General features: G+C 39.9%; 19 protein-coding genes and 2 pseudogenes. 12 read left to right on the forward strand and 9 right to left on the reverse strand.

Annotated features, from left to right (window positions below):
• Positions 1-210 precede the first annotated feature (210 nt).
• The 3 genes from pth to PXH59_RS06515 all read left to right on the forward strand — a co-directional run bounded on the left by pth (position 211) and on the right by PXH59_RS06515 (position 2,606).
• The gene (gene pth, locus PXH59_RS06505; protein WP_047767170.1) at positions 211-801 is read left to right on the forward strand and encodes an aminoacyl-tRNA hydrolase; all 591 of its coding nucleotides are present in this window, start codon (positions 211-213) and stop codon (positions 799-801) included.
• Positions 802-911: 110 nt separating this feature from the next.
• Positions 912-2,003: a redox-regulated ATPase YchF gene (gene ychF / locus PXH59_RS06510; RefSeq protein ID WP_285810890.1), complete on the forward strand. Its 1,092-nt coding sequence runs from the start codon at positions 912-914 to the stop codon at positions 2,001-2,003.
• Positions 2,004-2,423: 420 nt separating this feature from the next.
• Positions 2,424-2,606 (forward strand): hypothetical protein, encoded by a 183-nt coding sequence (locus PXH59_RS06515; protein ID WP_152669758.1) that lies wholly within the window; start codon positions 2,424-2,426, stop codon positions 2,604-2,606.
• A 238-nt stretch (positions 2,607-2,844) separates the two neighbouring features.
• Here the strand turns inward: PXH59_RS06515 and PXH59_RS06520 are convergent, their stop codons facing one another.
• Positions 2,845-3,675, reverse strand: a complete 831-nt coding sequence (locus PXH59_RS06520; RefSeq protein ID WP_285810891.1) for an alpha/beta fold hydrolase — start codon at positions 3,673-3,675, stop codon at positions 2,845-2,847.
• Between the two features lie 292 nt (positions 3,676-3,967).
• On the opposite strand from PXH59_RS06520, the gene PXH59_RS06525 reads away from it, so the two are divergent.
• Complete coding sequence (locus tag PXH59_RS06525; RefSeq protein ID WP_285810892.1) at positions 3,968-4,087, forward strand: amidase family protein; 120 nt, start codon at positions 3,968-3,970, stop codon at positions 4,085-4,087.
• A 196-nt stretch (positions 4,088-4,283) separates the two neighbouring features.
• Here PXH59_RS06525 and PXH59_RS06530 read toward each other — a convergent pair.
• Positions 4,284-4,427: pseudogene (locus PXH59_RS06530) on the reverse strand (IS5/IS1182 family transposase); the annotation flags it as partial.
• Between the two features lie 604 nt (positions 4,428-5,031).
• Between PXH59_RS06530 and PXH59_RS06540 the strand changes: the two are divergent.
• Both PXH59_RS06540 and PXH59_RS06545 read left to right on the forward strand, forming a co-directional pair.
• Positions 5,032-5,298, forward strand: coding sequence for a hypothetical protein (locus PXH59_RS06540; RefSeq protein ID WP_285810893.1), 267 nt, complete (start codon positions 5,032-5,034; stop codon positions 5,296-5,298).
• A gap of 20 nt (positions 5,299-5,318) precedes the next feature.
• Positions 5,319-6,017 (forward strand): methyltransferase, encoded by a 699-nt coding sequence (locus PXH59_RS06545; protein ID WP_285811665.1) that lies wholly within the window; start codon positions 5,319-5,321, stop codon positions 6,015-6,017.
• 42 nt (positions 6,018-6,059) lie between these two features.
• Here PXH59_RS06545 and PXH59_RS06550 read toward each other — a convergent pair whose 3' ends face one another.
• Together PXH59_RS06550 and PXH59_RS06555 are read right to left on the reverse strand one after the other, a co-directional pair.
• On the reverse strand, positions 6,060-9,152 hold the full coding sequence (locus PXH59_RS06550) for a MexW/MexI family multidrug efflux RND transporter permease subunit (RefSeq protein ID WP_285810894.1): 3,093 nt from the start codon (positions 9,150-9,152) through the stop codon (positions 6,060-6,062).
• A gap of 13 nt (positions 9,153-9,165) precedes the next feature.
• Complete coding sequence (locus tag PXH59_RS06555; protein ID WP_434223365.1) at positions 9,166-10,302, reverse strand: efflux RND transporter periplasmic adaptor subunit; 1,137 nt, start codon at positions 10,300-10,302, stop codon at positions 9,166-9,168.
• A 446-nt stretch (positions 10,303-10,748) separates the two neighbouring features.
• On the opposite strand from PXH59_RS06555, the gene PXH59_RS06560 reads away from it, so the two are divergent.
• Entirely contained in the window at positions 10,749-11,879 is a 1,131-nt protein-coding gene (locus PXH59_RS06560) for a thioester reductase domain-containing protein (RefSeq protein ID WP_285810896.1), read from the forward strand.
• Positions 11,880-12,071: 192 nt separating this feature from the next.
• On the opposite strand, the gene PXH59_RS06565 is transcribed toward PXH59_RS06560, so the two are convergent.
• Both PXH59_RS06565 and PXH59_RS06570 read right to left on the reverse strand, forming a co-directional pair.
• Complete coding sequence (locus tag PXH59_RS06565; RefSeq protein WP_285810897.1) at positions 12,072-12,872, reverse strand: GNAT family N-acetyltransferase; 801 nt, start codon at positions 12,870-12,872, stop codon at positions 12,072-12,074.
• A gap of 38 nt (positions 12,873-12,910) precedes the next feature.
• Entirely contained in the window at positions 12,911-14,398 is a 1,488-nt protein-coding gene (locus PXH59_RS06570) for a class I adenylate-forming enzyme family protein (RefSeq protein ID WP_285810898.1), read from the reverse strand.
• 171 nt (positions 14,399-14,569) lie between these two features.
• Between PXH59_RS06570 and PXH59_RS06575 the strand changes: the two genes are divergently transcribed.
• The 4 genes from PXH59_RS06575 (at position 14,570) to bhsA (ending at position 17,132) form a co-directional block, all read left to right on the forward strand.
• Positions 14,570-15,748 (forward strand): Cmx/CmrA family chloramphenicol efflux MFS transporter, encoded by a 1,179-nt coding sequence (locus PXH59_RS06575; RefSeq protein WP_285810899.1) that lies wholly within the window; start codon positions 14,570-14,572, stop codon positions 15,746-15,748.
• A 239-nt stretch (positions 15,749-15,987) separates the two neighbouring features.
• Complete coding sequence (gene trxA, locus PXH59_RS06580; protein ID WP_047767188.1) at positions 15,988-16,308, forward strand: thioredoxin; 321 nt, start codon at positions 15,988-15,990, stop codon at positions 16,306-16,308.
• 101 nt (positions 16,309-16,409) lie between these two features.
• Entirely contained in the window at positions 16,410-16,706 is a 297-nt protein-coding gene (locus tag PXH59_RS20205; protein WP_434223348.1) for a geranylgeranyl reductase family protein, read from the forward strand.
• Positions 16,707-16,880: 174 nt separating this feature from the next.
• The gene (bhsA, locus tag PXH59_RS06590; protein ID WP_047767192.1) at positions 16,881-17,132 is read left to right on the forward strand and encodes a multiple stress resistance protein BhsA; all 252 of its coding nucleotides are present in this window, start codon (positions 16,881-16,883) and stop codon (positions 17,130-17,132) included.
• Between the two features lie 275 nt (positions 17,133-17,407).
• Here the strand turns inward: bhsA and PXH59_RS06595 are convergent, their stop codons facing one another.
• Positions 17,408-18,349, reverse strand: a complete 942-nt coding sequence (locus tag PXH59_RS06595; RefSeq protein ID WP_285810900.1) for an omptin family outer membrane protease — start codon at positions 18,347-18,349, stop codon at positions 17,408-17,410.
• Between the two features lie 304 nt (positions 18,350-18,653).
• Positions 18,654-19,223, reverse strand: a complete 570-nt coding sequence (locus PXH59_RS06600) for a HutD/Ves family protein (protein WP_047767195.1) — start codon at positions 19,221-19,223, stop codon at positions 18,654-18,656.
• Between the two features lie 233 nt (positions 19,224-19,456).
• On the opposite strand from PXH59_RS06600, the pseudogene PXH59_RS06605 reads away from it, so the two are divergent.
• Positions 19,457-19,538 (forward strand): annotated as a pseudogene (locus PXH59_RS06605) (IS5/IS1182 family transposase); the annotation flags it as partial.
• 63 nt (positions 19,539-19,601) lie between these two features.
• Here PXH59_RS06605 and PXH59_RS06610 read toward each other — a convergent pair.
• Positions 19,602-20,354 carry an energy transducer TonB gene (locus PXH59_RS06610; RefSeq protein WP_285810901.1) on the reverse strand — a complete coding sequence of 251 codons (753 nt, stop codon included), beginning with the start codon at positions 20,352-20,354 and terminating at the stop codon, positions 19,602-19,604.
• Between the last annotated feature and the right edge of the window lie 24 nt (positions 20,355-20,378).

Genomic DNA, 20,378 nt, shown 5'->3' on the forward strand with positions numbered 1-20,378 from the left:
AAAGCACGAAAGTAGATATCTTCTTCAAGATTAATTATAGGCTTATTATATGAAAGGTTATTGCGGCGGCGATCACAAGCTGTACAAATTTAAGCCTAATTTTTTTACATTCCATCAGAATAATCTTTGTTAAATCAGTTTTGTACTCAAGCCTTGAGATAGGTAAACTAATCTCCTTTTTGTTCTATTGCCAATAAGCGAAATTAAACCGTGAGTAACATAAAATTAATCGTTGGCCTGGCAAACCCTGGAGCCGAATATGCACAGACCAGACATAATGCCGGAGCATGGTTTGTTGATTTGTTAGCACAACGCTATAACCAATCCCTGAAAGAAGAGAGTAAATTTTCTGGCTATACCGCCCGTATCAACGTGAATGGGCAGGATATTCGTTTACTGGTCCCCACCACTTTCATGAATCTAAGCGGTAAATCTGTCCTTGCCCTTGCTGGATTTTATCGTATTCTGCCGGATGAAATCCTGGTGGCCCATGACGAGCTGGATCTACCGCCTGGAGTGGCAAAAATGAAACTCGGTGGCAGCAATGGCGGTCATAATGGCTTAAAAGACATTCAGAACAAACTCGGTAATAATCCTAACTTCCACCGTCTGCGTATCGGTATTGGTCATCCGGGCGATAAAAACAAGGTCGTCGGTTTTGTCCTCGGCAAGCCGCCTGTCAGCGAACAAAAACTGATTGACGATGCCATAGATGAAGCGTTGCGCTGTACTGACATCCTGATTAAAGATGGCATGAACAAGGCAATTAATCGTCTGCATGCCTTTAAAGCCAGCGCTTGACTGGGAGTGCATGGCGCATCGGGCTATTGCGTGTATAATAGCGCCAATTTTGTAAACTCACCGACAAGCCTATTCTTGTTGGTTTATAAGTGATTTAAGGTGATAAATATATGGGATTCAAATGCGGTATCGTTGGCCTGCCTAACGTCGGGAAATCTACATTATTCAATGCGCTGACCAAAGCAGGTATCGAAGCAGCAAACTTCCCGTTCTGCACTATCGAGCCAAACACAGGTGTTGTACCGATGCCAGATCCGCGTCTTGAACAGTTGGCTGAGATTGTGAAACCACAACGCATTCTGCCAACCACGATGGAATTCGTAGATATTGCCGGTCTGGTAAAAGGTGCATCAAAAGGTGAAGGTTTAGGTAACCAATTCCTGACCAACATCCGTGAAACAGAAGCGATTGGCCATGTGGTGCGTTGCTTTGAAAACGACAACATTATCCACGTTTCTGGTCAGGTTGACCCTGCCTCTGATATTGACATTATCAATACAGAACTGGCACTGTCGGATTTGGATACCTGCGAGCGTGCTATCCATCGTATCCAGAAGAAAGCCAAGGGTGGCGATAAGGACGCTAAAGCAGAACTGGAAGTCTTAGAAAAATGCTTTCCACACCTTGAACAAGCAGGTATGCTACGCGCTTTAAATCTGAGTGCGGAAGAAAAAGCGATCATTCGCTATCTAAGCTTCCTGACCTTGAAACCGACCATGTACATTGCCAACGTCAATGAAGATGGGTTCGAAAATAATCCACACCTTAATACCGTCCGCGCCATTGCTGAAAAAGAAGGTTCCGTTGTTGTTCCTGTTTGTGCAGCGATTGAAGCCGATATCGCAGAGTTGGAAGATGCTGACCGCGAAGAATTTATGGCAGAGTTAGGTCTGGAAGAACCGGGTTTGAACCGTGTCATTCGTGCCGGTTACCAGTTGCTGAATCTGCAAACCTACTTTACCGCAGGTGTGAAAGAAGTTCGTGCCTGGACGATCCCGGTTGGTGCAACCGCCCCACAAGCAGCAGGTCAAATCCATACTGATTTTGAAAAGGGCTTTATCCGTGCTCAAACTATTTCGTTTGAAGACTTTATCACTTACAAAGGTGAACAAGGCGCGAAAGAAGCGGGCAAAATGCGTGCGGAAGGAAAAGAGTATATCGTTAAAGATGGCGATGTGATGAATTTCTTGTTTAACGTCTAAATCGCTTGTGTAATCTCATGAGGTTCCACTGAAACTCACGTAGACAGAGAAACCACATAAAATCCACGCAACCGCGTGGATTTTAATTTTTATCTGGCCGCGAATACAATAAATAACCCTAATAATTATCACACATAAAATAAAACATTCCCTTAACGTTATTTAAAATATATAAATCCATTCAAAACGCTTTTTTATCTCTTTTGTGATCATTTTTTCTATAAAATAATAAAAAACAAATTGTTAAAAAAATGTAAATAGAACATCAATACAATAAAAAAATCAATAGCAAAAAACACAGAACACTTGTAAAAATGAGTATGTTGACATTAATCCTCGTTCTAACGTCAACTTCGTTTCTACATAATTTATCGTTATGTTTTTATTCATGTTAATTCCTAACTCTATGAGGTACAGATTATGAAAAGAAAATTAGCTGCTTGTATGCTTTCATTACTCGTAGGAACAATCATCACAACTAACGCAAATGCGTTTTTATGTAAAGCGTTTAATCCAGATGTACGGGAATCATGTGACAATTTATGTAATATAATACCTGATGGCGGTACCGCTCTTAAACTCGCTAAAGGCTTTTGCTTATAACTGTAACTTAGTTATGACACTGTACGAAAAACAAAGATATTCTTGTTTTTATTGAATTATATTCTAGCCTGAATTTTGCTATTACAGTAAAAAACTGAGGTTAGAATAGAGATAACAGTGAAGTGATGACACCTTAAAATATAATAGTGGGAGCGCTTTTACGTGTTTTACTAAATAAATAGGTAATAAAAGTCTCCCTCTATTATTTATCATAATCAATGGATTATTACACTTAGTTTCATTGAAAATCCTTAAGAAATTTGACCAGGATAGGATTAAATAATTCCGGTGCCTCCCAGAACGGGGCATGACCAACACCAGACAAATTAAATACCTTTCCTTTCCAAAGAGTTAGGTAATTCAGACCATTAATATAATCAAAATTAATATAAGGATCATCTGCTCCATTAACAATCGCCAATGGCATTTCACTGGATTCGGCCAATAGTTTTTGATCCGTTGCCTGAGAAGAAAGAAAGGCCTCAAACATAGACTGCCGGGCCAATCCCTCTGTTCTTACCACCGCTTCAATGATAAAAGGTTCATGAGGAGCATTAACACCATAGGTATCAGATACAAAAATTTTGATATCTTCCTCAGTAAACTCCACCTTGCCGGCAAGCCCCAAACCAGGACGGAAACCCAGAGCCACGTTATCGGCACCGGCGGATACCGGCGGCGTACCGCAAATCATTAAGCCAATCATCTTAGGAAATAACGCCAACATTTCCAACCCAATATGACCACCTAATGACCAACCAAACACCACCACTCTGTTAATGCCTATTTTTTCCAGTACCTCAATGACCGTATGTGCATAACCCGGCATTGAATAGGCCTGACGTGGTTCACTGGCATTTGATGATGAACCATGCCCTGGCAAATCTAACGCCAAAACCCGATACTGTCCTTTTAATTGGTTAATTTGATGACGAAATATTTCTTTACAGCTTGAATTGCCATGAATTAACAAAACGGGCAATCCATTTCCGCCCGTATCGATGACCGATATATTTGCATAACGAGTGCGGATATTATAGTGATGAATATCATGATGTGTAGTAACCATTATTTATCTCCTCAAGGGTCAATAACAGATTGGTTTAAGGAAATGTTAGAAATTTCGACTGTTCTACCGAATTGAGATTAGTTTAACGTTAATATTAATTTTATTTATAATAACCTGATTTTTTTATCCTCTGCAATATATACAGTGCTCTTTTCTCACTTAAAATCTATCAGTGACAGCCTATTTTTTAGATATACAAAACACCTATCACAAATTTTCAACATCAAACTTTGAACCAGATAAGTAATGTTGTATACCAAGCTAACTTCAAGATGCGGGGAAATATAAGACCTTGCGTCTTCGCAAGGCTGGATTTAATTTTTTCGGGCGATCTACGACACCTGAATTTGGTGCGAACTGCACGACTGAAGCACTTGTTTATGGTGCACCAACGCGCAATCCTTGGAATTAATGAACGCATCCCAATCACTTAGCTTTTGGTACTGTGCGAGAATTGAGAGATGAGGCGTGGTTCCTCTCAGATTTCCGGCCTTATAGTGTAACCGTCCGGTGATCTCACCTTGCTTTGCCAATGTTAGTAATTCAGACTTAATCTGATGAGATGGACGTCCCACATGGCGTCAATTGTACCAAAATGAATAGCATACTCATTTTACGGGAGAGTCCATACTGGCATAATTCCGTTCAAATTTATCGTATCTCGTTGCTATTGCTCGAAAATGTTTTATTCGAGCAATAGCATTTTCCACCAAACGGCGATGACGGTATAAATATTCATCAATGCTTTGGTCTGTTTTTTGACTATTTTTGCCGTGAAATTTTTCGGTTCGAGGCGACAGAACCGTCCTCCATCCAGACACAGACTTGCAAAACGTTTTTGGCGAGGTCAATGTCAATGACTTTAATCGTATTCATGAGATGTTCTCCCGAAATTCAGTGCATCAGAAAAAAAAGATGGCACTATTTGCTGCTGAAAAAGGGACGTCCATCACATCACTACATTATAATGTTTATCAATTTCATACTATTATTTGATGCCATGTAGTGGTAACAGTTCATATAGAATGATAGGCAAGATCTCACATTTTTAATATGGTTATCATGAGCAAAAGTAACACTCTTTTCTTTCAATAAACATACAGACCAGAGATAGGAATCTATCAATGATATCGTATTGAATGTATAAAATTATCAATACCTGACTAATGATTAATTTTTAATTAAAGTGGAATCCCGCCCTGTATAGAATGATGTAAGCTAAAAATATAGCGTAACCAGATAGTTAACAATATTTCGTAATTGAATTTTTTCATACTAATGAATTCGCAAAATAAAATTTTCGGTAAAAAATATTTTTCGACCCTATTGATAAAATTTGAATAAGGAAAATAAATAATGTTATTTGAACTGACGGTAGCTTATCGCAAATCGGCAGCACTATTTGCCTTTGTAGAGAGCAAAGCACCTTTATACTTAAATAACCAAGCAGGGAGAACGGTGAAAGAACTTGCCCAATTATGCAATATTCCACAAGATAAAATCGAACGGTTATGTAACTATATGCAATCCCTTAAAGTGTTAGAAAAAAAGAGGATAAGTTTTACCTTACTGAGCCATGCTTATCACTCAGTAATCCAAACAGTTTTAAAACAACGCATATAAAATTCGAGCTAAACCCAGCAATCTGGAACGCCTGGTCACAATACAGCGCATCCTTAACTGAAACGAACAGTAAATCTGCCTTTGAGCTTTATCATAATGAACCCCTTTATGATTATTTCAGTCATGAGGAAAACCATTCCCACAAAATGGACTTTGATAATTTAATGGCAAAAATGTCTGAGGTAATGAGTAAATATATTATTAACTCTATCTCTTTAAATGGGATTTCTTCAATTATTGATATAGGTGGAGGGTTAGGCTCTTTGGCAAAAAATATAAAAATTCACTACCCTGATATTCAATGTCATGTCATGGATCAATATGATTTCACCCGAAATGAGTCAGAAGGAATTACATTTATCAATGGAGATTTCTTTTCTACTATTCCATCCGGATATGATGCCTATTGTTTAAAAAATGTCTTGCATAATTGGCCGGATAATCGGGCGATTAATATTCTGAAAAATTGCCATGATGCAATGAGTGAAAACTCTGTTTTATATATTATTGAGATGGTTAAAGAACCCAACATTTCAGATGCTGCATCATTTGATCTATATATGGATATTATGTTGTCAGGTAAAGCACGATATCAGTCTGAATTTCAATCGATCGCAGAACACGCTGGCCTGACAATCACCAATATACAAGACTTGAAACTTTCCCTAACCGGCAGTAGGGAGTGTATTATTGAAATGAAGAAACAACCTAAATTATAAATAAGATATCTCCCCGCTCTGCGGGGAGATATTGGCAGCAGGTTAATGTTTTGAGTTCAGTATCTCATCTGCTTTATTCAATAGCTGTTTTCTCGGTGTTACCGCTGCTGCTGTGTGATTTCTCGCCAAAAATACGTATATCGTCGGCAACACAAACAAGGTGAAAAACGTCCCCACCAACATTCCGGTGACGATCACAAGCCCAATACCAAAACGACTGTTGGCACCGGCTCCACTTGCAAATAGCAATGGGATCAAACCAATCACCATCGCTGCCGTTGTCATCAATACCGGACGAAGGCGAATTTTCGCCGCCTGTACGATGGCAGAACGTTTATCCAGCCCCTCACTTTCCTGCAATTTATTGGCAAACTCCACCATCAGGATACCGTGTTTACTGATAAGCCCGATTAATGTCACCAGACCAATCTGGGTATAAATATTCAGGGTGATATAACCCATCGCCAACGGTATCAGGGCACCACAAATTGAAAGTGGTACGGTGATAAGGATAATCAACGGGTCAACCAGGCTTTCATATTGCGCTGCCAATACCAGATAGATGATCACCAATGCGGCCAGAAACGTCAGAGCCAATGCGTTCCCTTCCTGCTTATATTGGCGGGAGTCTGATTGCCAGTCATGGCTGTAACCTGCCGGCAGATCACCCGCAATACCCTCAAGAAGATCTACTGCTTGCCCTAATGTGACCCCAGGGGCGGGAATAGCCTGAAAAATAGCCGCATTCTGTTGGTTAAATTGGGTCAGCTTGTTGGGTTCGACTCTTGTCGAGACAGAAACGAGGGTCGAAAGCGGGATCATTTTTTGGTCTTCCGTCCTGACATAATGGTGAGACAATGCTTCCGGCGTTAATCGCTGACGACTGATACTTTGCGGAATAACATCATAAGAGCGGCCCTGCATACTAAACCGGTTGATGTAGTTTTCCCCGACCAGCACCGCGAGAGATTCGCCAATATCCTGCATTCTTATCCCTAAGCTATTGGCTTTGGCACGATCAATCTGCACTTGTACCACAGGATTGTTGTAATCCAGATCGCTGTCCACAACAACAAACAGCCCACTTTCACGCGCACGTTGTTTGATCTCTTCCATCGTCCGGTATAGCGCAGGGTAATCTTCAACACTGCGGAGTACCATTTGAATCGGCAAGCCTCCCGTAGAACCTGGCAATGGGGGGAGCTGGAAGATAAAGACACTGCTTCCCTCAACATCATTGACCTCACTTTGCAATTGCGCCTGAATCTCTGCCGCTGAGCGCTTACGTTCATCCCATGCCGATAAATTCACTCCACCAAAACTGGCCGAAGGCCCATCAGTACCATTGACAATCCATGTTTCGACCGCCTCTGGGATTTCACGGAAGATGCCACTCAGTTTATGAGCAAAAAGTTCTGCATAATCCAAATTAGCATATTGCGGAGATTTGATGGCGGCCAGCACCACTGCTTGGTCTTCCGAGGGGGCCAACTCCTGCCGAGCATGTTGATACAGCAAAGGCAAACTGATCACAACTAGTAAGACAAACCCGCCCATGACCCAACGGTAGCGCAATGAAACATTGAGTATGAGAGAATAATAATGCGCCAATTTTTCGAAAAAAACCTCAGCCGACCGAGCAATTCGCCCCTCATTCTGTTTAGAATGAAGTAAAAAAGAACTCATCACTGGGGATAACGTTAACGCCACCACGCCAGACACGATAACGGAACCGGCTAATGTCAGCGCAAACTCTTTAAACAGTGCTCCCGTCAGCCCTGACATTAAGCCAATCGGCGCATAAACAGCAGCCAGTGTAATCGTCATCGCAATGACCGGTCCTGCCACTTCTCTTGCACCGATTAACGCGGCAATAACTGGTGGTTTCCCTTCTTCAATATGGCGGTGAACGTTTTCAACAACGACAATAGCATCATCCACCACCAACCCGATAGCTAACACCATTGCCAATAGCGTCAATAAATTAATGCTAAAACCAAAGGCCAGCATGAGTCCTGCCGCGCCCAACATCGATAAAGGAATGGCGACAATTGGGATCAGTACGCTACGTAATGAGCCTAAACAGAAGAAAATCACGGTAATTACAATGATTAGTGCTTCCAGTAAGGTATGTACGACTTCTTTAATTGAAGCATTAATAAAACGAGCAGTATCAAATGACAACTCTACTTCCACACCGGGTGGAAGAGTTTTCCGGATATCGGGAAACAGCTTATTGATGCCATCAACAATCACTAGCGGGTTTCCCGTTGGGGTGGAAAATAACGCCAGATACACCGCCATTTTATCATTGTATATACCGCTGCTGTCTGTTGTGGCAGAACCTAACTCCACAGTGGCAACATCTTTCAGACGGACTAATGCATTGCCGTCATTGCGAATAACGAGATCACGAAAATCCTCGATACTGGTCAGATCAGTATTCACATGGATATTTGAAATAACAAACTCCCCTTTGACTTTACCCGGTGCCGCCTGATAGTTATTCTGCCTGACGGCGGCGGCAACATCGGCGGCCGTCAATCCACGCCCTGCCAGCTTGTCCACATCCAGCCACAGGCGCATGGAGAGTTTCTGCCCGCCAAAAATTTCGATTTTTGAAACGCCCTCAATCGACGAATACATGGGTTCAACCACGCGGGAGAGGTAATCAGTCAGTGCCGATGCCGACAGAGTATCACTGGAAAATCCAACATAAGCCACAGCCGTGGATTCTCCCGATGAAAGTTCAATGACGGGATCATAAGCTTCTTTCGGCAGCTTGTACCTGACCTGATTGACCTTGGCCATGACTTGTGCCAGGGCTTGGGTTGAATTACGGTTCAATTCCATACGGACAGTGACAACACTCCTACCCTGTACAGAAGACGAAGATAGATAATCCACCCCTTCGACAGAAGAGACGGCTTGTGCAATTGGTTGGGTGACAAACCCTTGCATCAGATCGGCGGATGCCCCCGGATAGGTCGTTGTAATGGTGATGGTTGAGCTTTCTAGTTGTGGATACTGCCGAATGTTAAGTTTGCTCACGGCAAACACGCCCAGTAACAGAATCAATGTGCTCACCACCAATGCGAGTACCGGACGACGAACGAAAAGATCGGTAAAAGTCATTTTTCCGCCTCCATCAAGAATCCGTAGCCGCTGATTCCGCTGCCTTCAGCGTATCGACGGCAATGGCAACAACTGCTGTCCCATCCGTTAATTTCATTTGTCCTGATGTGACGACCTGCTCCCCCTGAGACAACCCTTTTTTGATTTCAACCAAGCCATCCCAACGCTGGCCAACGTCAACCGAAACCCGTTTTACGGTCATTCCCTGCGAAGTGACCGGCTTGCCTGCTTGATTTTCCTCCTGCTCCGTCAGTTGAGTAACAAAAACGGTGTCACCATAGGCGGTATAGGTGACGGCAGTTTCCGGGATAACCAGCGCTGGCTGGTTATTCTGGCGCATAACCTGAATGTTGGCATACATGCCGGCTTTCAGTTTTCCGCCGGCATTATTCAGCCGAGCCTGTACTTGCACCGTGCGGGAATTACCAATCAACGGATCTATCGCATTGACGGTGGCGGGGAAATTTTGATTCGGATACGCATCAACCTGTAGGTTAACGGACTGCCCGACATGCAATTCTGGGCTTGTCTGTTCATTCAGAGAAAAATTGAGTTTCAGATTGTTAGCATCCACCAAAGTGGCAATCGCATCTCCGGCATTCAGGTATTGTCCCTCGTGTATTTGCCTTATTCCCATCACCCCTGAAAAAGGTGCCCGAATATTTTTTTGGGCAATCAGTGCTTCTGTTTGACGAATGGCCGCTGATGCCATATCGCGTTCTGCTAATGCCTTATCCAATTCTGATGTGGAAACGACCTTACTGGTAAATAATTTATTGGTACGTTGATATAACCGCTCCGTATTTCTCCATTGCGCCTTTAGGCGGGCAAGATCTGCCTTTTCAACCGCATCGTTGATTTGCACCAATAATTGCCCTTTTTCTACATATTGACCCGATTCAAATTCAATTTTGACGACCCTGCCACTGGTTTCTGCCGCCAGATGAACTTGTCGCTCAGCTTCAAGTTCTCCGACGCCATATAATGCTTTTACTAAAGTGGTTTTTTTTACTTCTGCCAGAGCCACTTTTACTGGAGGGTAGTCGATATTTCCTGAATTATTCCGGTCAGAACCCTGCTGGACATAAACGAAGAACCCGATTAGCGCCAATAAAACTATTCCTAGACCAACAACAATTGTCTTATTCATCATCTCTCTCAATCCTTAGTCATATACCAATTCAACTTCGAGATGCGTGTTATCACTCTCCGTTTCGTAGGGAGTAATAACGCTTCGCGTCGTCTTGCACGCTGTATCTTGAAAAGTGGTGGGTATACACATGGAAATAACGATCTCAAATAACCCGCCCTCAAACAATCAATTATTATATTGAATATGAAGTCAAGTCAATAACCTTTTATCTTGTTATTAATAACAAACAAAATAGTTACATAATTTAATTATAAAATTAATAATAAATTGCATTGAAACTATATCAGCAAGGTATTATTTTTTGTTTTTCAGCCTTTTTTATTCACCTTTTATCAAAAAACAAGCATTGACATAAATTTAACTCAATTAAATAATTGAATCTTCATAACAAATAGGTATAAAAACACAATTTCACTAGTAAATATTCTATAAAGGTAATTAGGATGATAAAAGTAAAATATAACGTTTTATTAACGGGTGCAACCGGTTTTATTGGCTCACATCTTTTGGACTTTTTTTTGCAGAAAGAAGAAATAGGCACAATTTATTTATTATGCAGAACCGTTGATGATGAAAACAAATTATCTCGTGTAGAAGAAGCCTATAAAAAATTTTCTATAGAAGGTATTCACTACTTAAAGTCCGCAAAAAATATTAAAGTTATAGAAGGAGACATTACTTTACCCCAGTGTGGAATTAACCATTCAGATTTTCAAGAATTGTGCAATGAAGTCGATGTTATTTATCACATAGCCGCACGAGTGAATCACGTGCGTCCCTATGACGTACTAAAAGCGCCTAATGTTGATAGTGTCAATGACATGATTACTATGGCTAACACAGGTAAAAAGAAAGTGATAAATTATGCCTCTACGCTTTCAGCCGCCTCTAAAACGGATGAATACGGGAATATTGTGGAGGATTTTCCCGGAGACACCATGCTCAATTCTGAAATGGGATACTTAATTTCTAAATGGGAAGCTGAACGCCTGTTGGAAAGTTTCGTAAAAAAAGGGGGTAAAGCAAACATATTTCGTTTGGGTTATATTTCAGGGCACAGTAAAACGGGAGAGGCACCCTTTGCTGATAATCAATTTATGCTTTTCATGAAGAGCTGTATTCAGTTAGGTTACGCTCCTATTTTTCCTGGTCTTATGAATTTCACCCCTATTGATTATACCGTATCCATCATGGCGTTAACTAAATATACCATTGAAACCGGCAATGTCCTTAATTTATTTAATTATGAAGGTCTGATAAATTGGAACGATATTATTATCTGGCTAAATAACTGCGGGTTTAATATAGAACTAGTAGAATATTATCAATGGCAAAAAAAATTACTTTCCAGCGGTAAAAGTAATGCTCTGTCCCGTTTCTTGCCACTCTATGGTGTAGAAGACTCCTATGATAAGTTATTAAGTCTCTGGCAGGAAATAGATAAATTCCACCATACAAAAACAAAAGAAGCAACGGGGATGATTGATATGACATTGCCAAAGTTACGTTATGATTTACTTGATACTTATTTGGCTTATTTGCAAAAGAAAGATTTTTTACCGATACCAATTTAACTTCACAGAGCATGTTATCTCTCCCCCGTATCGCGGAGAGAGATAAGTCTTCTTTCCGTATTATTGATGGCAACTTGAAATATGGTAGCTAGCTTACAAAATTACCCTAAGTCTAAATTAGCAATACCATACATATCATTTGGCATATTCATTTTAAAACTACCATTGTGCATATAAACAACATGATATTGTTCAAATAACTCTCTTTTTTCTTAAAAAAGAAAAAAATGATCCATGTACATATTCAGGTAAGAAAATAGAGATTTTTGTGTTTTCCGGCAAGCCTGAAGTTAATGTGTTAAATAACTCCTCCGCATCGGCTGGCGTTCTTGCGACTAATGGCCCAATACGGAAACCATCGGGCAAAGGCCGAATCACACCATAACCATAAATGTCTCCATTAACCGTTTTTAAATATGAGGTATGTCCAGGGAAAGATAACCAACTGTTTAGAAATTTTTGCCGTAATGTTGGAAAAAACAGACCGTCATATTTTATGATATTGTCAATATGATGGGGTTTAACGATAGATATTTCTTTTATATTTTCTGATGCTATTTTTTTTAGTTTTCCCGTATAGTGAACGATATTATAAATAGGCTTTAACCCTGACCTTGTATAATTAGAAACCATGTGAGGCATTGCATTTGAACCGATATCCCGATTACCTGAATGGGATCTCGCAACTTTACATACCGCTTTTCCATATCCTTTTCCCCTAAACTCATTATTAACTAAATAGTTACCCCATATCGCATACTGTTCTGAGTGATTGATGAGAGAAACAGCCGCAACAGCCTGATCACCAAGCCATCCAATGAAAAGCCCATCATTATCCACTGAATACATACAATCTGCGTCATGGTAACCAATATTCCAACCTTCTTTATTCCCCCATTGAACGACACACTCCCAATCCTGACGTGTGGCTTTTTTAACTGTAAAATCATTTGACTTATTTATAAAGATTATCTTTTTCTCTGATGAGTTCATTATTTATTATTTCCTGGCTAATTATTTTTAACGATAACTTAATTTCTTAAGTTATTATTAATAAACGTTAAAAGTTCAGTATGATTTATTTTTCCTACTGCCGTTTTAGGTAATTTATCTATGGTAAGAAAATGTTTCGGTATTTCATAAGGCAATAATTCTTTATGACACAGGCTAACTAACTCATTGACTTTTGAATATTTATTTGAATTGGTTTCGATAACGGCGACAGGAATAGTATTAAGCCTAACATCGGGAACGCCTACTATTGCGGCCTCATTAACCCAAGGGTGAGTTTCCAGTAAATTCTTTATTTTCTCAGGCTGGATTTTAAATCCACCTCGTATAATCATGTTATCGGCTCGCCCTAATATCCAGAGAAAACCATCATCATCAATATTCGCTAAATCACTGGTACGGCTCCACCGGCACTTATTCTCCTCTGAGATCCTTCCTTCCGGGCAAACTTCTAAGAAACCGGCTTGTCCAATGGGAAGTTCGTGACCAAATTCGTTGGTAATTCGAAGCTTTATACCGGGGTATGCTTTACCTGCACTACCTGATTTTAAGGTCCACCATTCCCTATGTAATTCGTAATTCCAGCCTGCAACAGCACCCGCAAATTCAGTTGCGCCATAGGACATTAACACTCGTATTCCGTAAAGAGCCAGAATTTGATCAATTAATTTAGTGGGACAATAGGTTGAGCCAGAGGTAATTATCTTTAATGAATTAATTTTAGCCGGATCAATATTGGCGCTTTGTAAATCATGCAAAGCAGCAGGTACAAGAAATGTTGCTCGTATTTTGTGGCGCTCGATGGCTTCAACCCAAGGTTCTAACACAAATTTAGGCATTAATACTATTTTTCTTCCGGTATATAGAGCGCTTAATACTCCCCATAGACCAGAGATGTGAAAAATTGGCATTGACACTAATGAGACTGAATCAATTAATAATTGATTGTTCCTGGGTGTTTGCCCGCTTGCTATAAGAGAGTTTTCTATTTCTTTATAGCTTAATTTTATTTGTTTAGGTATTCCCGTTGTGCCTGACGTTAATATTTCAATGGCAATATCAGAAGCAGTTATATTATTTGTGTGTAATTTCCTCCCAATAGAATAAATTTCCCCACTATGATTTAATTCAAAAATCACAGTATTCATCATTATTTTGCTCAGTAATCTTTTATCTTGAAATAATGTCGCTCCGACTATAATCACCTTGATATTTAATTGCTTGACATCTTCTAATAATTTTTGTGCCAATTTTAAAGGGTTTAATACAACTATAGTCTGCTTGCTCTCCAAGAGTTTCAAAAGAACCGCAATATGTTCAGGACGATTTTCCAGAATAACGCCAACTCTTTCAAATTTTGGCACACCTGTTTTTTGTAATAACTCATCAATCCTATTTGTAATGCCACGTATTTTTGCCCATGTCCACCAAGATTGAAGATATTCAATTGCATTAGCATCGTCCGGTGTTTCATAGAGTAATCGCTTAAAATGTTCACGAATTCCCATAAATGCTCCTTACATTTATTAATAGGTTTCTTGGATTCGCCTAATAAGTGTAATTTCTAAGAAAGGCGACACGCATCTTGAAGCTGGGTTGATATAGATATTAAAAATTCAATTTATAAATTGAATGATAATAATGTAATATACTTAAAGTCAATCACTATGGAGTCCATGATGGCCATTTCAAATGTTACTCAATCGCGTATTCCGGTGGTAGTTTACCTCTTAGGAATCAGCCTGTTTGCGATGGGAAGCTCTGAATTTTTGATCTCAGGTGTGTTACCAAAAATTGCTGAGGACTTACAAATTTCTTTACCGCTGACAGGAACGTTAATTTCCGCTTTCGCAGTAGGGGTTTTACTTGGAGCTCCCCCTATGGCAGTGGCAACACTACACTGGCCCAAACGCACAACGTTATTGATCAGTCAGGCGTTATTTATTGCCGCCACTGCCGCCGGAATGCTTTCACAAGGTTATTGGTCATTATTAGTTAGCCGTATTGTGGGAGGCGTGGCTTATGCCGGATTTTGGGCGGTCGCGGCAACGACAGCGGTTAATTTGGTCACCAAGGAGCACACAGCAAGAGCACTGTCCATTGTGGTGAGTGGGTTAAGTATGGCAATGGTGATTGGAGGGCCGCTTGGCACCATGATCAGTGATATTGCCGGATGGCGAGCGGGGTTTTGGGTGATTGCCGTGGTCACGTTGATTACCGCGATTGTCTTGTGGTTTATGCTGCCCGACATACAACAGGGGCAGTCTCCCGCATTACATATTGAATTAAAAACGATGGCCCGTCCCGGATTATGGGTGGCTTATGGTACGACAATCCTGACAACCGCTGCTTATATGGCAATCTTCGGCTATTTAGGAGCGCTGCTTATTGATACCAGCAAACTGACCGTCACCTGGCTTCCGGCGGTTCTCTCCCTGTTTGGTATCGGGGCTTTTTTCGGACTCACTATTGGTGGCCGTACAACTGATAAATACCCTTTCAGAACGCTGATTATTGGCACATTAGGCGTTATGCTGATCTCTGTTGCATTAGCCTTTTTAGCCGAAAATTTGATTATCACCATTTGCCTGGTATTTTTGCTCGGTATATTTGGCTTCGTCGTCAATCCTGCGGTCATGAATCGAGTTTATACCATTGCCGATGGTGCCCCCACATTAGCCGGAGCAACCAACGTCTCGGCCTTTCAGCTTGGGATTACATTGGCCCCTTTACTTGCCGGGTTAGCTATCAATGCCGGTTATGGTTTAGCTTCTATTGGTTGGGTGAGCGCACTACTGGCAATGACCGCTCTTATTCCGATCCTGCTTGATTATTATGTAAATAAAGTAAAATGTTAGTGATACCCGTTGTCTGACCCCATGACAAACCTCATTGAAAATCATGATTTTTTTTAACATTCGCCGCTTTTTATCCCTGAGCGCATGTGATTTCTCAGCAATTCATTGGCACCTGATGCGATATGTCTTGTTCAAGACACATTAAATTAAAATAACATTCAATATAATAATTGACTATGTGATATCAGGTATTCTAAGATAACCATAACCGTATGCATAATCCTGATTAAGGATCCAATATGAGTACATTAATTGAACTAACCGAAGCGAATTTTGATAGTGTTATCAATACGAAAGGGGTTTGTGTTGTCCGGTTCTGGGCACCGTGGTGTGGGCCTTGCCTTGCCGTTGCTCCTACATTCAGCCAATTATCAAACGACATGAAAGAGAACGCCACTTTTGGAGAGGTTAATATCGATGATTTTCAGAATATTGCCGTAAAATATGGTATTCGCAGTATACCCACGACATTAGTTTATAAAGATGGAAAACCCGTAGATTCTCTGATTGGCGTTGTTTCACTATCACAATTTAAGAGTCTGGTTTCTCAAAATTTGTAGCCCTGTCTGAATTAATTCAGTAAATTATTGGGCTGATTTATTTTGTTAATCCCGCTTTAGATCCCAGGATTATCATTTACGGATAAAACAAGGAGCATTTAATGTCTTTTTATACGAAAGTGCTAATTATAGGAACAGGCCCTGCGGGATATATTACGGCGATATATGTCGCCAGAGCGGGTCTTTCTTTTATTGTAGCCTTCGGTGAGAAAAATAAATATCAGGCAGAGAGTATAATCATTGCAACCGGGTTAACCATACGTTCTCTGGTGTATTTGCCGCTGGAGATGTTGCTGATGGCAAATATCATCAGGCCATTACTTCTGCGGGTTCTGAGTGTATGGCTGTGCTTGATGCGGAAAAATGGTTACAGATTAATAATCGGTAACCACTATTAATTTATATTCTATTCTCAAATTTTATGCTCTCAAATTAATATGTTTATATTTTTCTCTATATCTCTTGACCTAAAGCTAACTTTAGATTTTGTAGTAAAAACCTGACGTTTCTGTCAAATTTATAAAATACTATATAGATTTTTCGCAAACTGAAAATTAACATAGGATTTCAAAATGAAAAATTCAAGATACATTACTTTATTATTTGTATTAAGCGCTATTTCATTTGGCTCATCGGCCGCAATTGAGGTCAGATCAGCTGTAGGAGAGAAGATTGGCGTTATTTCTGTAACAGGAGCAGAAACTTTGGATGCACTCACTGATAAATTATCCAAAAAGGCTGATGAGGCTGGAGCAAAATATTTTCGAATCACTTCTGCTGTTGGTCAAAATAATTTAAATGGAACTGCCGAAATATATAGATAATTGATAGTTCCCCATCCAATAATGGCATTATCCTATACCCATCCAACCTTCAAGATGCGTGTTATATTTCCCCGCTGCGCGGGGAAATATAAGGCCTTGCGTCGTTCTGCGGATTGCAACCTGAAATTGATCAAGTGACATATTAACATGTACCTGAATCAAATTTTAGGTGTGATCTAGTACGGAATAATTAGTCGGACTTGGCACCGACAATGCTTTTTAAACTGACAGATACCGAAAAAACGGTAACTGTCAGTGATATCATCATAAGAAAATTAAAAATGGTACTGTAATCCAAGATCGATACTGTAGTTTCGGTTTTCAATTCCGCCAGAATTATAACCTAAATCTTCGGTGTAGCCAGTATCATAATAGATGAGCTTCGTTTGACCTTTACCTTCACGATATTTGTTCCAGGTAAACGCCGTATATACCTTCGTATTTTGAGTTAAATAATAACCGGCATCTATACTGGCACCAAAATAACGCACTTTATCAGATCGCTGAGGAAAGGTTAAACGACGCATATAGTGCTCATCGTTACCCCAGGCTTTTACCCACGGGCTATATTTTAGTAAAAGGCTAAATTCAAAATCCTGATAGCGGTACTGTCCAGTTAATCCAATATAGGGCAGGCTATATTTTTGTTTATAGCCAACTCCGGCCACCCCCGCAGGAAATTCTCCGATATCAGCGCCATTATCATAGACATAATTACCGCCATAAGCCGTCCAACTAAAACGCGTTTCCTGATAACCTAATACCGCCCCCAATTTATAATTAAATTGTTTAATCAACCAACCTGCGGCATTTAAATCAAATTCATTGGCATCGTTTAGAGAAGTATCAGGGCTGGATGACCAATGAGTCCAATGACTCTGGTTTACATCCAGCCAGTCGTAATCAACCATTTTGCTATCACGTGACGATAATTTGACCCAACCACCCGCATTCATGGTTAGCCTGTCAAGGAGATCCCAGGAAACTTTGCCTCTGGCAATCAGAGCATCGCCAATTTTCCAATTCAATTGGCTACTTTTGTATTTTTGATCCTTAGTATATCCATAAAGATGTTCGTTAGATTCTCCTTTTAGCCAACCAAGCCCAAATGCAAAAGATACATTACCATCGTACCAATCTAATTGTGATAGAGCAGGTTCTGCCATGACTCCAAAAGAAAAAGCCAATAGTGGAGTCGCTCTCAAGATTTTTTTCATAATTATTAATGACCTTACCAGAGTGTAAATTAAGTTTTCACTACTTCTGTTATTTTGATAGCGATCCAAAACCAGCAGAGATAATTTATTTAACTATTAATAACAGAAATAATAATATCTTGGATATATTACTTTTATCGTTATATGTCTATAGTTTAAGATTATACGCTTTTAGCTATTTTTCATTTTTTTAGGTTAAATTTTTTTAACTAAAACTTGAAACCATTGGTTTTGAGCACATAAAACTAAGCGGCCCACTATAAAGCAGGCCGCTTATTGTATTAATTTTCAATGAGTATCCCATTCACCCAATCGGGCGTAAATCAACCCACAAAAGCTTGCTATCCACAATCAATGGCTTAATTACCCCTTCTCGTATATCTGGTAACCACCATGCACCTTGACCAAAAGCAAGCTGGACACAATTCGCCCCTGTCATTTCCCAGCGCCCTTTTAAAACATAAAGTACACCACTGTGTGACGTTGGCAGTAAACGTTCATCAGAAATCACTGAAATCTCAGAAGCCCAACATGAACGGCGAGTCATGATATTGAAACACTGTACAGGACCATCCAATAATTCCTCATGGGTCAAAATATCACCTGAAAAATTAAATGGCGTCATCTTTTTTACCAATTCGTGTTCCAAAAAGCCCGGACTGGTCAAGCGGACGCCCTTTCCTTCTAATAAAATGATTGAGCATTCAATATCAGGGAATTGCCCTAATATCCCACTTTGATGGATCGTCGTAAAACACGCTCGCCAGGCGAAATCATCAGACACAGGCCAGCAAACAATATCCCTAGTTTCGCCTTCCCCTCCAGACCATTGCACTCTTGGTAATGTTGCATAATCGAAACATTTCATTTTCATGCCACTCCTTCACCGCTTTTAAATTTTGTTTACAGAACTAAAAGATAACCCGTGTCAACTTGTTAACAGAAACATTGGCAAATAATTTCCCTTACGACAATATTGAGATAGTTGAAATGTGATTGATTCCCCGCATTCTTTTAAGAGCATGTTTACGCTCTCTGAATAAGTTGTACAACATGAGGATGAGAAAAAAATAGCCACGTGATCTGAGACGGGAATAGTTCGAGCAAATAAGGCCATTGCTGGAGACTGTACGCAAGCAGACTAAGCCTCGCGTGGTTGATCTTTATCACAATATTCTGTAGGGTGCTGTAGGTACTCAAAAATGGTTGCCAGTAGCGAATACTGCCAACTAAATGGGCATCTGCCCGGAACTTATTTTAAAAACTCTATATAAAAAGTCACTGTATTTTCAAATCCCTCTGGTGGTACTCCCACAGATTGACTATGAATAACAGCTATTAATGCCTCTTTATCTAATTTTCGGTTACCTGAACTTTTTATTAAAGTAGGTGATTTTATTTCACCTGTTGGCGTTACTAAAAATCTAACCTCAACGAGACCTTCAATTTTCTTTATTAGATTAGGATATTTGGTGTGTTTCGCAATTTCTTTGCGTAAATTCTCTCTGTAAAGATCTATTGCGCTAGGGTCAATATTACCAGACCGAGAGTTAAACTGTGGGTTTTTCGCATTGTCAGTTGCAGAAGAATCTGAGTTTTCAAATTCATCACGTTTGTTTTCAATAGCGGATATTTTTTGGCTCTCACGGATTTTATTTATCCTTTTAGTTTCCCTTACAAGTTTATCCTCTGTAATATCTTTATTAACCTTATTTCCTTGTGTTTGTTTTGGTTTCTTTTTCATCTGAATTTCAGCTTCTTCTATATTATCAATATCAACGTTTTCTAAAGTTGGATCTTCACTGAATAAAGTGTCTTTTTTATGGTTAATCTCGTTAAATTCCTTAAATTTACTCTCGGCTGTTAACAATATAGGTGAAAATGACATATGATTGAGTGATTGAGACTTGTAATCTACCTGCTGAGTTGATGCAAATAATAACGAAAACACACCGGCATGAAGCAGTAATGAAAGCATTAAAGTAAGTAAATTATTTTTATTCATAGTTGTTCCATAAATGCATTCCAT

It is taken from the genome of Xenorhabdus bakwenae (assembly GCF_030272115.1).
In the GTDB taxonomy this organism is placed as follows: domain Bacteria; phylum Pseudomonadota; class Gammaproteobacteria; order Enterobacterales; family Enterobacteriaceae; genus Xenorhabdus; species Xenorhabdus bakwenae.